We start from the raw sequence: 14,092 nt of genomic DNA on the forward strand, positions 1-14,092 counted from the left end.
GATGAACGAAGCCCATCAAATGATGGGCTTTTTTCGGTCTAAATTAACTATGTGTTTCTTCGTCTTCTTCAAAAGTACGGGCAATTTTGTCAATATTTAAACTTTTCGCCATCGCATCGAAGATTTGCTTATAGGCACCTTCTTGATGGTACAAATCATGATGCTCCCCGTGTTCTACGATTTGTCCATCTTTCATGACGTAGGTGTAATCGGCATCGATAATTTGCGACAAACTATGCGAAATCATGATGACGGTACGACCTTGCTTAATTTGATCCAAACTATTTTTAATTTGTTCAGCAGCGATCGCATCTAAACTTGCAGTCGGTTCATCCAAGAAAATAATCGGCGGATTTTTTAGGAACATACGTGCCAAGGCAATGCGCTGTTGCTGTCCACCTGAGAGCAGTAAAGCATCGGCTTCATAGGCATGCGGAAGTTTTAAGATCTGATCATGGATCGAGGCTTTCCGTGCTGCATCGAAGACTTCTTGCTCTGTAGCTGTACTTTTGCCATAGCGAATATTTTCAAAAATTGAACCTGGGAAAATATGATTTTTTTGCAATACCAAACCAATATTTTCACGTAAATACTGTGTATCAATCTGTTCTAAATCGATGCCATCGAGTTTGATATTGCCCGCTTGAGGATGATAAAACTTATCCAGTAAGCTAATTAATGTCGATTTACCAGCGCCAGATAAACCAACCAAGGCGGTAATTTTATTTGGTTGGATGGTCATATTGATACGGTGTAATGCCTGAAAACCATTGGGATAACTAAATTCGACATTGCTCAATTCAAATTGACCTTGAATCGGAGGTTGGGCAGTACCACTGGTTTCAATTTCATGATCCGCTTCTAAGATGTTAAAGAAGCTTTCTGAATAAATCATCGCAGAGTTAATTTCATCATAGATACGATGCAGCGAGCGAATCGGGGCAGAGACATTATTAAATAACAACACGTGATACATAATCATCCCGATACTCATTTGCCCATCCAAAACAAAATAGGCCGTCAGAATGATGATCAGCACCACGCCGACTTGTTCGATAAAAGTTTTGAGACCGTCAAAGATATAACTGGTTTGCCGTGTCTGCATTTGGTTTTCAGTCAGCGACTTTTGCAGATTTAATTGCTTTTTCGATTCGACGGCTTCTTTGTTAAAGGATTTAATGACCGTTATCGAGTTGATAATACTTAGAATACCCTGATTTTTCTTTTCAAAATTATCGCGGAGGGCACGGCGTTTGCCTGCCAGTTTTTGTGATTGTTTGAAGGTCAACCAAAAATAAATCGGCACAATAATTGTGGCCACCACGCCAACCCAAACATTGGCATAATACATTAAGCCCAGTGCAATAATGGCACTGGTAAATAACGGTAAAATATCAATAAAAAAGATTTGAACCAGTCGTGTGAGCGAGCTGACACCCCGATCAATTCGAGTTTGGAGTTTGCCTGCTTGGTTGTCTTGTTGATCGAAGAATGCCAATCGATAGGTGATAAATTTTTCAATAATGCCTTGGGACAAATCCTGAGAAATTAAAATACGTAATTTTTCACCAAACGATTTTTGTCCAAATTGCACGATGGCATTGATGACTTCTTTTCCCAGTAAAACTACGGTGATGGTGATTAATATATGCCAACCATTGGCTAGACCGAGGCCTTGTTGTAAAAGCTGATTGATGCTGTCTACGGCATATTTGAGTGTCAGGGCATTCACCTGTGCCGTGAGTGAGCCAATTAAGGTCAAGATCAGCGTCACGACCACCAGCCAGCGGTATGGCTGTACAAATGGACGTAATTTTTGGAAAAGCTGCCAAAGGTTCATAAGCAATTATTTTTATTGTGAATATGAGCTTTAGTCTAAGACTGAAAATTCTATGCGACAAGTAATGACAATGTTTTGATTTGTGACGAGAGTTTTTCGGCTAAGATATTTTTTAAATGTGCTCACGACATCAGCATCACGCTGCTGTGCCAAACAGTGTTGAGTTGAACCGATGAATTTTGAATTATTTACGCCTGAACCGCATGCAAATCTGTTGCCCTATGATGGTGAAGTTGAAGATTATGGATTGATCTTCAACGCCGAAGAGAGTGAAAAATATTTACGCTATTTCCTCACGCAGTTGGCTTGGCAGCATGATGAAGTCATTTTGCATGGACAGTATTTTCAAACGGAACGAAAAGTGGTTTGGTATGGAGATGCTCATTATGAGTATCACTATTCAGGCATGCAAAAGCAGGCATTGATCTGGAATCCAGCTTTACTGCGCTTAAAGCAACATATTGAGCAACGGGTGGGTCAGACGTTTAATTCCTGTTTGGCCAATTTATACGAAAATGGTACGCAAGCGGTGGGGTGGCATAGTGATGATGAGCCATCTTTGCTTTCACCCACACAGCAGGTGGTGATCGCATCTTTGAGTTTTGGCGCAAGCCGAAAGTTTTGCTTTAAACATAAAAGCACTCAAGAGAAAGTACAGCTTTTACTGCAAAGTGGACAGTTGATTGTGATGCGTGGGCAAACCCAACGGTATTGGAAACATGCCCTAATGAAGTCGATGAAAGTGACCGAGCCGAGGGTGAATTTAACCTTTCGTTATTTCTATGATCAACAGCCGTAAAAAAAGCCCATATCTAGATGAGCTTTTTTCTTTCTCTGAGGAAGAGTATAGTGACAATCAACTGAAATCATGGAACACATGGTTGAGATGAATGCTAAAGAACAATAATCATATTATGATAATCTATCTGGAATTTATAATTAATAAATTCAATTAATAATATAAATTTATCAGATTAATTAAATATCATCTTTACAACATCGCATCAGTTGTGCGCAAACTGATCAGATTTAAATGGCGTCCGATTCTTCCATCATACTGCTGTATTTTTTCTCAATACGCGCTGTACAGTCTTGCATCATTTCTACGACTTTTTGAAAATTCATAAATTCAAAACGATTTTTAGACGCCAATAGGGTCAAAGCAAGTGGGGGTTCTTTACTGGAAAATTTAATCGGAATCGATAGGCTCGACATATTCGGGTCAACTTCACCATTGGAAAAATAATAACCCTGCTTTTTAATCTTTTTCATTTGCAGCATAAATTCTTCTTCATTATGCGCAAAACCAACTTGTGATAACTCGTCCGCAAAACGGTGGTAATAATCTAAAATCCGTTGCTTAGGTAACTGCGACAAAATCACTTTAGACGATGAGCCTTTGTACATCGGACGCGGGCTACCTCGACCATAAGCCAAAGCGGCATAGTCTTTATAAAGTTCATGATGTACATCAATACATGAGTCGATATTCAGATGCGTCAATAAGCAACAAGACTCTGTGCGTTCCACAATTTCTTTCATGAAGGGAATGCTAATTTGCACCAATGGATCAGTGGTGCGAGAAATAAAATCAAGCACAGCAATTTTTGAACCCAGTGTGTAATCGCCAGAAGTCCCACTGAGGCGCTGCAATAATTCAGCAGAAACCAGTTCTTTTAAATAGCGATAGCTCGTTGGTTTAGATAAGCCTAATTCTTCACTAATAATGTCGACATTGATGATGGGACGAGCAACTGAAAATAAGTCGAGTACGGTGAGAATTTTACCAAAACTGGAAAGCGCCATAAGAACCTGCTTGGTCACAATAAAAATGAATCGTTAAGTTACTTTATAACAAATTGCTCGGCCTGATGTTGCGCTTTTCTACATTGGAAATGAAACAAATCTGAAATATCACAGGGTTTCTTGGGTTATTCTGATAAAAGCATAATAAAAAATTGAAATATGCATTTAAAATATAGACTAATTATCAAAATAAGATATTAATATTGACTTTAATTTGTTTTTTAAGCAAAATTGTTGTGAAAATATCCTATATTGAATAAATATCGCTCATTCTTTCGATGCGCAGGCAATGTTGCACATTACTTTTTGTATTCAAATGGTTTGAAACACGATTTGAATCGCTTCTTTACTTATTGAAATTTCTAGTCATTCCTGTGCCGTGATACAGGTTGTGCTGTCGAATGTTTAAGCATTCGATACGAGGCCGTTTTCACTAAAAAGAAGCAAACTGACGAGATCAATCATGCTGCTGACGAAACAAATACTCGCTTTTCGGCCCAATAAAATGGACTGGATTTTTGCGACCAAAACGTTCATCGCGGGCATGTTGGCATTGTATGTAGCCTTTGTACTGAATTTGGCTTATCCGATTTGGGCAATTGGCACCGTTTTCGTGATCGCGAATCCATATTCAGGCATGACGTCTTCAAAAAGTTTGTATCGTGTATTAGGGACGTTCTTAGGGGCGGCTGTGTCAGTGGTGGCACTGCCACATCTCATCCACATGCCTGTACTGTTTACGGTGTTTTTAGCGGTTTGGGTTGGGTTTTGCTTGTATTTGTCACTGCTAGACCGTACGCCTCGTAGTTATGTTTCCATGTTGGCGGGTTATACCACGGTCATTATCTGTTTTAACGTGGTGTATTTTATTGATACCGCTTCGATCTTCGATATGGCCTTGGGGCGTTTTCTCGAAATTACGGTGGGTGTGGTATGTAGTGCCATCGTGACCACGACATTATTTCCAATGCATATTGGCCCTGCCGTCGAAACACGGGTGAGTAAAACCTTTGCCGATACCAAAGAAATTTTTGATCAGATTTTATTAGAGCCCGCCGAACTAGAAAATTATTCAAAAAACCTCGGCAATATTGCACGAGATATCGCGGATATACATGTCATGGCGGTGCATTTGTCTTATGAAAAATCTACCTTAAAAGGCATGACACGTCCATTGCAGGAAATCTTGCATCAGTTGAGTTTGTTGGTCAGTAACTTGGTGGCCATGTCTGAACGGATGAAACAATTAGATGGTCTGGACACACATTATCGGACGGCACTCAAGCAAGCCCATGAACATATTGCCGCGTTTTTATTAGATCAACATCAGATTGAGGAAAGTGAACTTAATCAATTGCCTGAACAGTTTGAGCAAGATTTTCAACACATTCATGCACAGGCATTGCCATCACAACAGGTGATTTTGGGCAGTCTAAAAATGGATATTCGCCATTTTATTCAGAATATTCGTGCGATTCGCTTGCTTTGGCAGCGGGTACAGCAAGGCGACTCCACTTTACCAGCTACACTGACCGCCTTGGGCAATAGTCATTATCCGACTTTGCACCGAGATGCGGGGGTTGCCATTCGTGGCGGGGTGTCTGCATGTTTGATTATTTTAATTTCTACGGGTTTTTGGATCGTTAGTGGTTGGAAAGCTGGATATATGATGGCCGAAATGGCTGCGATCAGTGCTTGTATTTTAACTGCAATGGATAACCCTGTTCCTGCATTGAAAAGGTTTATTCGCGCCAATATGTATGCGGCGTTCATGGTGTTCATCTACGCCTATGGCATTTTCCCGCATGTGACCGCCTTTTGGCAGTTGATCGTGGTGTTAGCACCGTTTGTGATGTTCTGTCTGATGCTATTTTTACATCCGCCTTTGATTGGGATCAGCTTGCCGCTTTTGATGGGCACCATCATGGGGCTGAATTTTCAAAACCGCTTTAGCCTCGATCAGGTGTTTTTCTTCGATGCATCGATTGGGACGGTTTTGGGACCCATTATCTCGGTATTTATTATTCATTTAGTACGTGCAATGTCACCAGATATGACGGCCCAACGCATACTTTCACAGCACTACAAAGCACTGCGTCAGGCTTTATATCTGCCGTACGGCTTACCGTTTCGGGTGCATTTACGCAGTATGTTGGACCGAATTGGCATCCTAAACAGCAAAATGGTGCAATCAGGGAATTTGAAACAACAGATCGAGTGGGCTTTGGTGGAAGCCAGTGCCGTGATTGATTTGACCCGCTTGCAAGAACTCATGAATAAACTCGATCCGAATGATGCACTGGTCAGTGAACTTGAAGAGTTACAACAAGATTTAGATGACTATTTCCGTGCCATGGAACAAGGGCAAAAGAATGTGTATATGAGTTTGAAACAGCAAATTGTAGAGCGAATTCAACGATTGAATCAGGCCGTTCAGGGTCTTGAAAACGACGATGTTATGCATCGAATTCAGTATTCACTGAACAATATTCAAAGCAGTTTGTGTCATGTCCTAACACAGCAGACTCCAAATAATTTACAGGTCGAGGCACAACATGGGTGAGCTAAATGTGTATGGCGTCTATGTGCCCATTCTATTGATTCAAGCGGTATTGGCCTATCTGTTATTGCGGGTCATCATGAGTTTGCTTGACCGATGGATGGCGCCAGATTGGGTGCCGATGCCCAATATTTTTTATTTGGGTGTATTTGTGATGTTGCTTTGGCTGGTGCATGAAATCTTTATTTTCTGCCAGTTCTAAGCCCCTAAAAAATGAAATGATTGAGGTAATCGTATGACCAATTTGAATGTCCGAAAATATGTTCGGCCTGTATTGTTGATAATCGTGCTATGTGGCGCATTACTTGCGCTGAAACATATTTGGGACTACTACAATTCGGAACCATGGACGCGTGATGGACGGGTACGTGGTGACGTGATTCAAGTGTCATCGGATGTTTCAGGTTTGGTCACAGACGTTTTAGTTCAAGACAACCAACAAGTGAAAAAAGGCCAAGTGCTGTTTCGTATAGATGTGGCACGTCAAGCTTTGGATGTTGAGCAAGCCAAATCTGACCTGGCGAAAGCCAACGCAGGACTGGCAGGGGCTGAAGCGCAGCTTGCTGAAGCCAAAGCCAATCTAGTGAAGTCACAAGCCAATATTAATCTTGCAGATAAAAATGCAAATCGTTATGCAAGTTTGATGGACGGTGCGATTTCAAAGCAAGAACAAGATCAAATGTTTGCAGTACGTGATCAATCCCATGCAGAGCATGAGCAAACTCAGGCAGCGATTGAGCAAGCCAAAGCCAGTGTGGTGCAGCAAAAAGCCCTGATTGAAGCGGCGAATAGCAGTTTGCATTTGGCTGAATTGAATTTAAACCGTTCGGAAGTGGTTGCACCGACTGATGGAACATTGTCTAACTTTGAACTCAAAGCAGGGAATTACGTCAAAGTAGGACAAGCCGTAGCGGCCTTAATTGACCGTCAACAATTGTATGTTGTGGGATATTTTGAAGAAACCAAACTGGATAAAATCTATGTTGGCGCACCTGCAACAGTCCAACTGATGGGAAGTTCTGAAGTTTATAAAGGCCATGTACAAGGCGTTGCAACAGGGATTGAAGACCGTGAACGTACATCGACTGATAGTTTACTGGCCAATGTCAATCCAACGTTTAGTTGGGTTCGTTTGGCACAGCGTGTACCAGTGAAAATTGTACTGGATGAAGTGCCGCATGATCAGTTGGCTTTTGTCGCGGGTCGAACCACCACGATTCATATTGTGGATAAAAACTAAGTTATCCCCAATCATTTCATTTGCGCAGCATTGAGTGATCAATCTTGCGCATAAAAAAGCATCCTCTTTTGGATGCTTTTTTATTTGCCTGTTTGTTGAAAGCGCTTAAGGTTTTAGCCCGACTGGATTTCGATACCAACTTTCAATAAACAATGCTGCAGCAAGGCTGTCGGCAGAAAGATTCTTCGCACGGCCTTGGGCTTGATAATGATCTAATTCATCACGCGCTTCACGTGTCGTTAAGCGTTCATCGACCATCAAGGTTTCAATATTGGTTTGGTGGCGAAGGCGTCGTGCAAATTTACGCGCACGTGTGGAGAGTTCAGACTCGCTATCATCCATATTGAGCGGTAGACCCACGATGAACAAATCCGGCTGATACTGTTTCACAATCTTGAGTAGATTATCCCAATTGGGAATGCCATCTTTCATGGGAAAGAGTGGCAGGGGATTTGCACTTTCAATCAAGGCTTGTCCCACAGCTATTCCTGTTTTTTGTGTGCCAAAGTCAAAGGCCATAATCATTTGATATTGTGGTAAATCAGGCATGTCCAATCTCAGATGATAACCACGCGCGGTCTACGCCCATTTTTTTATAGGCAGCGTCCCAGCGGTCGTCATAAGGTAAGTTAAATATTAAATCCATGTCTGAGTCACAAATGAGCCAATCACCCCGAGCAATTTCTTCTTCTAATTGGCTTTTACCCCAACTGGCATAGCCTAGAGCCACCTGATAACGACCCACACCTTCATTGTGTGCAATCGCATCTAAAATATCTTTAGACGTGGTAATACAGACATTTTCACCTACAGCAATAGACGAATGCCATGTTGGTTGACCGGTATGAAGAACAAAACCTGCCTCTGGGCGCAAAGGTCCACCTTGCAACACTTCATGAGGATGCACATTATCTGCCTCAATTTCCAAATCATTCAAGAGTTCTTTGATCTGTAAACCTGATGGACGATTAATAATGATGCCTTGAGCGCCATCTTCATCATGTCGCGCTAAATAAATCACCGTATTGGCAAAGAATTCATCGTTCATTTCGGGTGGAGCAATCAGGCAGCGGTGTGTGAGGTATTGTTTAGTCACCTAATGGCTTCTCCTTATTGGGGTAAGTTTCATTCTTGGGGGGAATTGCATTCGAATAACGTTGTATTTATCAACATACTAGACTCATAAGTTTTCAACAATGAGTTTTTCTGCAAATTTAATATTTGTCATGCTCGACCAGTGAGGGACATGCTAAAAATCTTCATCGTGCAGGCGGGTCTGCAATGTGGTGAATTGTGAAGCGATGATTGGTGATTTGAACAACAGCAGTACAAAAGTGAGGAGAAGATATACGTGATGGATGACTGAGATTGCTTAAAATAGCAGGATAAACTGAGGGTAAAACAATGACACATTATTCAAAAATAATAGGGATGGCACTCTGTGCAAGCCTACCTATTTCAGGCTTTGCAGGAAGCGCTGACTTACAAAAACATGAATCTCAGGTGATTAAAAAATATAAAAACTTAAATTTTTATGAGGTCAATGAAGCGATAGAACGTGAAATTGTGGATGTCATTGCGGCAGATCCGAGCGGTTTTCACTACGGATTTACGCAACTCGAAAAGCAAGGTTTTGTTCATGTGCAATATTCACCAGATAAAAAACTTAAATTTTATAGTTTTGATGTGTCTGGTGGAGGCACCATGGGGGAGTGGAGCAGCTATGTGCAATATGCAACGGGAAAAACGCAACATTTAGATCAATTTGACTCAGGCTATATCAATCAAATTTTGCCGGTCAACATCCAAAATAAAACCGTATATTTGGTGAAGAGTTATTATAAAGGTGATAATTGCAGTGGACTACATCATCTAAGAGCTGTTGAAGTTGGACCAAAACAGTTACTTAAATCTTATGTATTTCAAACTAAGCAAAAGAAACTAGATCAAATCTCGGTAGATTATGACTGCCATTATGAAACCGATCGTCGTAGCGGTAATGAATATCTCAAAATCAGTCCGAAACACGTGGATGTTATGTTACTCAATCAACAACATCAGCCGCAGTATAAATATTTACGCTATAGCTTAGGCTCGAAAGCCTTTGTGTATCAGGGGATTGTCAAATAGTGTATTTAAGAAAAAAGCCTGTGTACTTTGAATACACAGGCTTTTTTGAAAGCATCAAAAATTAACTATGTTGAAATTTTAATTGTCGCAACTGTTTTGCGTGTTGTAAGGTCGTTTGACTAATCTCCACACCACCAGTCATTCGAGCCAGCTCTTGGATCCGATCATCTTCTTCTAATTCGATAATGGTACTGCTTGCAGGATCCGTTTGACGTTTTTTCACCAGGAGATGTTGGTCAGATTGAGCAGCGACTTGGGCTTGGTGAGTAATACATAAAATTTGAACATGCTGTGCCAAATCAGCCAACAAACGTCCGACAATTTCTGCTGTTCCGCCACTGATCCCGACATCAATTTCATCAAAGACTAACACTTCGGATTCGGTTTTTTCAGCATTCATCACTTGCATGACTAATGCAATACGTGACAATTCACCCCCCGATGCCACGCGTGCTAAAGGCTGAGCAGGAATCCCTTTGTTTGCGGTGAACAGAAGTTGAATAAAGCTTAAACCTTCACTTGAAGCTTGTTCTAGAGGCTCAAATTTAAATTCAAAATGAGCCTCTGGGAGCGCGAGCTGCTTCACTTGTTCAGTCAACTGCTTCGCCAATGGGGTAGACGCTTCACGACGAATATCATCCAAATGCTGTGCTTTGACTAAAAAGTCTTGATGAGACACTTCTACTTGTTCAGCTAAGGTTTCAGGATCTTCAAGTTGATGTAATTGTTCTAGCTCAAGTTGCCACGCATCATAATCATTTTTTAAGTCTTCAGGCTGAGTACGATATTTACGCGCTAAGCGATGAAAAACTTCGAGTTTAGTGTTTAATTCGTCCATACGTTCAGGATCGAAACTTTGACGATCAATAAACTGACGTAAATTTGCTGTCGCATCTTCAATTTCACTTTGAGCGTTCAGCAGCGATGTATAAATTTCAGAAAGTTGTTCACTACGTCCTGCATGCGATTCAATCCGACGAATGATCGCGCCCATTTCTTGATTGATATTTTGCTCGGCGTCATCGAGGGCATTTAGACCATAGCTACAATCCTGCATGATATGTTCATGATGACTGAGACGGTCAAATTCTTGCTCAATTTCCTTGTAGTCCGTTTGCACAACGTCTTCAAGTTCTTCTAGTTGAAGTTCAAGCGTTTCTATCCGTTGCTTACGTGTGGCTTGCGCATCAAGTGCCGCTTGGTGCTGACGAATGTCCTTTTGCCATTTGCTATAGGCATCACGCACGGCTTGAGCAGGCTGATAAAAATTGTAATATCGATCTAGCCAATGTTTTGGGTAGGGCGGTTCTAAGAGCTGTTGTTGGCTGTGTTGACTATAGAGTTGTACCAATAAGCGGCCAATTTCTTTTAATTCGGATAAGCTGCTCGGACGTCCATTAATCCATGCTTTGCTGCGACCTGTTGCAAAAATCACGCGACGTAAATGGATTTCGCCTGACTCATCATCTAGTTCGTGTTCTTTGAGCCAAAGCGCTTCAGGGCTGTGCTCTTGATAGCTAAAGGTCGCTGTCACATCGGCTTTGTCTGATCCATAGCGCACATAGTTGGTGTCTGTACGTTCACCTAAGCAAGCTGATAATGCGTCTAGAAGTAAAGATTTACCTGCACCCGTTTCACCCGTCAGGACATTAAAGCCTTGTTCAATGTCGATGGCTAAATGGTCGGCTAATGCAAAATTGATCAGAGTTAAATGTGTCAGCATAAACGCATCCGAGCTGCGAAAAGTTCTAGTTAAAGATAATTAAGTTTTGTTTTAGTCACAAGACAAGTTTTATTTTAAGATGACGAAAAACCTCATAATTCTATCTTAAATTCAGTTTAACAAGAAATTAGTTTCTTATCCGCTGTATCCATGCAGTGTTGTGATGCAAAGAGTAGATGATCTTGCATAACGTGAGCTGAAACCATCCAACATCCTGCCAAGTCCTCACAAAACACGTTTGTGTATGTATTCTTGTATTTAATCTAGCGTGTTATTGCCATAAAACGTCATGATTTGGTCATTCAAATCCACCAATATGATTCATCACGCTGCTATTTTTTTGAAATGAGTTTGCAGCGTTTCGATCAACCCTAACTAGGACTTTAGTGGATGAAACAAAAAAGTATTTTGTACAACAGCACAGCTTGTTTTAGACTCTAAATGTTGAGGTGGTGGGATGAAATTGGGGCACATCCGGTACTCAGATTTTTGTAATTATCTATCGCACAGTTTTCAACACAGATTGATTAGTTTTTGCAGCACAATTAAACTACATCGATCAAAATATTATAAATATGCTTTATCTGGAGAAAACGCATGTCAGCACAGTTTGATCATGTATCGGTAATCAAAAAATCAAATGTTTATTTTGGCGGTCTATGCATCAGCCATACTGTGCAATTTGAAGATGGAACAAAGAAAACACTGGGTGTGTTGCTTCCAACTGAACAAGCGCTGACTTTTGAAACCCATGTACCTGAACGTATGGAAATTATTTCAGGTGAATGTCGTGTTCAAATTGCAGATAGCGAAGAAAGCGAATTATTCCGTGCGGGTCAATCATTCTACGTGCCAGGTAATAGCCGATTTAAAATTGAAACAGACGAAGTGTTGGATTATGTGTGCCACTTAGAAGGCTAACGATTCAATCAATTTAGGCACAGTTTTTTAACCTCAAATCGGTTAAACTATGTGTCATAGCATAAATCCTGTAAAGCTTGCTTTGCAGGATTTTTCTTTTTGGCAGCCTATGCTGTGCTCTAGGGGTGTCATACCCTGTTCAAAAGTTTATCGAAGTTTGCAATTTAGAGGTCGTTCATGGCGAAACCGGAATATTATTATGGCGTTCATTCAGTGGAGTCATTACTGGAACTTGAGCCAGAACGCGTTTTAACTTTATTTGCGTTAAAAGGACGTGATGATCAGCGTTTAAAACGTATTTTTGAGCTTGCAGAACCGTTTGGTGTCAGCATTCAAAAAGCTAGCCGTGATAGTTTGGAAAAACTTGCGGGACAACCGTTTCATCAAGGTGTGGTTGCTGCTGTACGTCCACATCCAGTTTTGAACGAAAAAGATTTAGAGGCTTTATTACAAGCCAATCCAAATGCGTTGCTATTGGCATTAGATCATATTACAGATCCACATAACCTTGGTGCATGCATTCGTACAGCGGCAGCCATGGGTGTTGAAGCTGTGATTGCACCGCGTGATCGTTCAGCGACGCTTACCCCAACAGCCCGTAAAGTTGCTGCAGGTGGTGCTGAAAAAGTGAAGTTTATTCAGGTGACGAACTTGGCACGTACCTTGGCTCAAATCAAAGAAGACTTTAATGTACGTGTGGTCGGCACTATGCTAGATGAAAAAGCATTGCCGATTCAAAATTTTGACTTCACAGGTACGGGTGTATGTGTGGTGATGGGCGCTGAAGATACAGGTTTACGTCCTATTACGCAGGCGCAATGTGATCAAACTGTTTACATTCCAATGGCTGGTAATTTGCAAAGCTTAAATGTCAGTGTCGCGACAGGTATGGCATTGTATGAAGCATGTCGTCAACGTAATAATAAATTGAAATAGCAGTGATGATGTCTCCTCAAAAGCAAGGTTATTTATATGTGTTCATTACCATGTGTATTTGGGGTGGATTTACCTTAACGGCGCGTTTAAGCGCCAATTGGGGAATCAGTGCTTGGGATATCACGGCGCTCAGGTTTGCTTTGGCATTTTGCATCTTAATGCCAATTTTGATTTATAAAAAAGATACGGCTTTTTTATGGAAAAAAGAGCCTTTTATCCTTGCTATGCTCGGTGGGGTGACCTATTGTTTAACGGCCTATAGCGCATTTCATTATGCTCCTGCGGCCCATGCTGCAATTTTCCTCAATGGTTGTATTCCTTTATGTACAGCCATAGCCGCGTTTTTGATCTTCAAGCAGCCGCTCGATAAGCATACCTGGATCAGTGTGGTCATTATGGTTTCGGCCATTAGCTTAATGAGCTATTTGATGTATGTGGAAACCGGTGTAGCATTTGGTCTCGGTGATTTGCTATTTTTTATCAGTGCCATTTGGTGGGGGATATTTACGGTATTGCTTAAGCAATGGAAGCTCTCTGCTTGGCATGCCATGGCGGGGGTTGCGATTTGGTCTGCTGTGATATTTGTGCCAATTTACTTACTATTTTTCCCAAAGCATTGGTCCGATCCTGAGCCGCTGCAGCTCGTTGGGCAAGTCTTCTTTCACGGTGTTTTTGTGGTGATTATTGCGACTTTAACGTATGTAGAGGCGATCAAGCGCTTAGGTGCATTTAAAGCCGGAAGCATCGTAACTTTGGCACCTTTTATTGCTGCGATTTTAGCGGTGCCGTTGCTAAATGAACCTTTAAGTTTTGCAATCGTGTGCGGATTAGTCGGGATGGGGATTGGAGCGATTCAACCGTGGAAATGGTTGGGGCGAAAGGACAGTCTAGAGCAGCAACTCGAACAACAAAAAAAGCAGTCTGAGTAAGACTGCT

General features: G+C 41.4%; 13 protein-coding genes. 8 read left to right on the top strand and 5 right to left on the bottom strand.

Features of this window, described 5'->3' with window-relative positions:
- Nucleotides 1–43: 43 nt before the first annotated feature.
- Entirely contained in the window at nucleotides 44–1,840 is a 1,797-nt protein-coding gene (locus MST17_RS01305) for an ABC transporter ATP-binding protein (RefSeq protein WP_180026530.1), read from the bottom strand.
- Nucleotides 1,841–2,012: 172 nt separating this feature from the next.
- Here MST17_RS01305 and MST17_RS01310 point away from each other — a divergent pair, with 172 nt between their 5' ends.
- On the top strand, nucleotides 2,013–2,639 hold the full coding sequence (locus tag MST17_RS01310) for an alpha-ketoglutarate-dependent dioxygenase AlkB (protein ID WP_180026531.1): 627 nt from the start codon (nucleotides 2,013–2,015) through the stop codon (nucleotides 2,637–2,639).
- Between the two features lie 230 nt (nucleotides 2,640–2,869).
- Here the strand turns inward: MST17_RS01310 and MST17_RS01315 are convergent, their stop codons facing one another.
- Nucleotides 2,870–3,646 (bottom strand): IclR family transcriptional regulator, encoded by a 777-nt coding sequence (locus MST17_RS01315; RefSeq protein ID WP_180026532.1) that lies wholly within the window; start codon nucleotides 3,644–3,646, stop codon nucleotides 2,870–2,872.
- Between the two features lie 463 nt (nucleotides 3,647–4,109).
- Here MST17_RS01315 and MST17_RS01320 point away from each other — a divergent pair, with 463 nt between their 5' ends.
- Genes MST17_RS01320 through MST17_RS01330 form a run of 3 tightly spaced genes read left to right on the top strand, consistent with a single transcriptional unit; the run spans nucleotide 4,110 to nucleotide 7,446 of the window.
- Nucleotides 4,110–6,209, top strand: coding sequence for an FUSC family protein (locus MST17_RS01320; RefSeq protein WP_180026533.1), 2,100 nt, complete (start codon nucleotides 4,110–4,112; stop codon nucleotides 6,207–6,209).
- Complete coding sequence (locus MST17_RS01325; RefSeq protein WP_180022052.1) at nucleotides 6,202–6,408, top strand: DUF1656 domain-containing protein; 207 nt, start codon at nucleotides 6,202–6,204, stop codon at nucleotides 6,406–6,408. Before MST17_RS01320 ends, MST17_RS01325 begins: the two co-directional genes overlap by 8 nt.
- Nucleotides 6,409–6,441: 33 nt before the next feature.
- The gene (locus MST17_RS01330; protein WP_180026534.1) at nucleotides 6,442–7,446 is read left to right on the top strand and encodes an HlyD family secretion protein; all 1,005 of its coding nucleotides are present in this window, start codon (nucleotides 6,442–6,444) and stop codon (nucleotides 7,444–7,446) included.
- A gap of 105 nt (nucleotides 7,447–7,551) precedes the next feature.
- Here the strand turns inward: MST17_RS01330 and ruvX are convergent, their stop codons facing one another.
- Both ruvX and MST17_RS01340 read right to left on the bottom strand, forming a co-directional pair.
- A complete protein-coding gene (gene ruvX / locus MST17_RS01335) occupies nucleotides 7,552–7,995 on the bottom strand; it encodes a Holliday junction resolvase RuvX (protein WP_111884874.1) in 444 nt (147 codons plus the stop codon).
- Nucleotides 7,988–8,542 (bottom strand): YqgE/AlgH family protein, encoded by a 555-nt coding sequence (locus MST17_RS01340; RefSeq protein ID WP_111884875.1) that lies wholly within the window; start codon nucleotides 8,540–8,542, stop codon nucleotides 7,988–7,990. The genes ruvX and MST17_RS01340 overlap by 8 nt, the downstream gene beginning before the upstream one ends.
- A 308-nt stretch (nucleotides 8,543–8,850) precedes the next feature.
- Here MST17_RS01340 and MST17_RS01345 point away from each other — a divergent pair, with 308 nt between their 5' ends.
- Entirely contained in the window at nucleotides 8,851–9,576 is a 726-nt protein-coding gene (locus MST17_RS01345; protein ID WP_180026535.1) for a hypothetical protein, read from the top strand.
- 61 nt (nucleotides 9,577–9,637) lie between these two features.
- Here the strand turns inward: MST17_RS01345 and recN are convergent, their stop codons facing one another.
- Nucleotides 9,638–11,299, bottom strand: a complete 1,662-nt coding sequence (gene recN, locus MST17_RS01350; RefSeq protein ID WP_180026536.1) for a DNA repair protein RecN — start codon at nucleotides 11,297–11,299, stop codon at nucleotides 9,638–9,640.
- 597 nt (nucleotides 11,300–11,896) lie between these two features.
- Between recN and MST17_RS01355 the strand changes: the two genes are divergently transcribed.
- The 3 genes from MST17_RS01355 to MST17_RS01365 all read left to right on the top strand — a co-directional run bounded on the left by MST17_RS01355 (nucleotide 11,897) and on the right by MST17_RS01365 (nucleotide 14,085).
- On the top strand, nucleotides 11,897–12,220 hold the full coding sequence (locus tag MST17_RS01355; protein WP_067763086.1) for a pyrimidine/purine nucleoside phosphorylase: 324 nt from the start codon (nucleotides 11,897–11,899) through the stop codon (nucleotides 12,218–12,220).
- 177 nt (nucleotides 12,221–12,397) lie between these two features.
- On the top strand, nucleotides 12,398–13,156 hold the full coding sequence (gene rlmB / locus MST17_RS01360) for a 23S rRNA (guanosine(2251)-2'-O)-methyltransferase RlmB (protein ID WP_180026537.1): 759 nt from the start codon (nucleotides 12,398–12,400) through the stop codon (nucleotides 13,154–13,156).
- A gap of 8 nt (nucleotides 13,157–13,164) precedes the next feature.
- Complete coding sequence (locus MST17_RS01365; RefSeq protein WP_373685444.1) at nucleotides 13,165–14,085, top strand: DMT family transporter; 921 nt, start codon at nucleotides 13,165–13,167, stop codon at nucleotides 14,083–14,085.
- Nucleotides 14,086–14,092: the final 7 nt, after the last annotated feature.

This window comes from Acinetobacter sp. YH16056_T (genome assembly GCF_024605895.1).
GTDB lineage: Bacteria > Pseudomonadota > Gammaproteobacteria > Pseudomonadales > Moraxellaceae > Acinetobacter > Acinetobacter amyesii.

Coding starts and splice junctions, on each gene's coding strand:
- MST17_RS01305 (WP_180026530.1), bottom strand. CDS start 1,840: ATGAACCTTTGGCAGCTTTTCCAAAAATTACGTCCATTTGTACAGCCA.
- MST17_RS01310 (WP_180026531.1), top strand. CDS start 2,013: ATGAATTTTGAATTATTTACGCCTGAACCGCATGCAAATCTGTTGCCC.
- MST17_RS01315 (WP_180026532.1), bottom strand. CDS start 3,646: ATGGCGCTTTCCAGTTTTGGTAAAATTCTCACCGTACTCGACTTATTT.
- MST17_RS01320 (WP_180026533.1), top strand. CDS start 4,110: ATGCTGCTGACGAAACAAATACTCGCTTTTCGGCCCAATAAAATGGAC.
- MST17_RS01325 (WP_180022052.1), top strand. CDS start 6,202: ATGGGTGAGCTAAATGTGTATGGCGTCTATGTGCCCATTCTATTGATT.
- MST17_RS01330 (WP_180026534.1), top strand. CDS start 6,442: ATGACCAATTTGAATGTCCGAAAATATGTTCGGCCTGTATTGTTGATA.
- ruvX (WP_111884874.1), bottom strand. CDS start 7,995: ATGCCTGATTTACCACAATATCAAATGATTATGGCCTTTGACTTTGGC.
- MST17_RS01345 (WP_180026535.1), top strand. CDS start 8,851: ATGACACATTATTCAAAAATAATAGGGATGGCACTCTGTGCAAGCCTA.
- recN (WP_180026536.1), bottom strand. CDS start 11,299: ATGCTGACACATTTAACTCTGATCAATTTTGCATTAGCCGACCATTTA.
- MST17_RS01355 (WP_067763086.1), top strand. CDS start 11,897: ATGTCAGCACAGTTTGATCATGTATCGGTAATCAAAAAATCAAATGTT.
- rlmB (WP_180026537.1), top strand. CDS start 12,398: ATGGCGAAACCGGAATATTATTATGGCGTTCATTCAGTGGAGTCATTA.
- MST17_RS01365 (WP_373685444.1), top strand. CDS start 13,165: ATGTCTCCTCAAAAGCAAGGTTATTTATATGTGTTCATTACCATGTGT.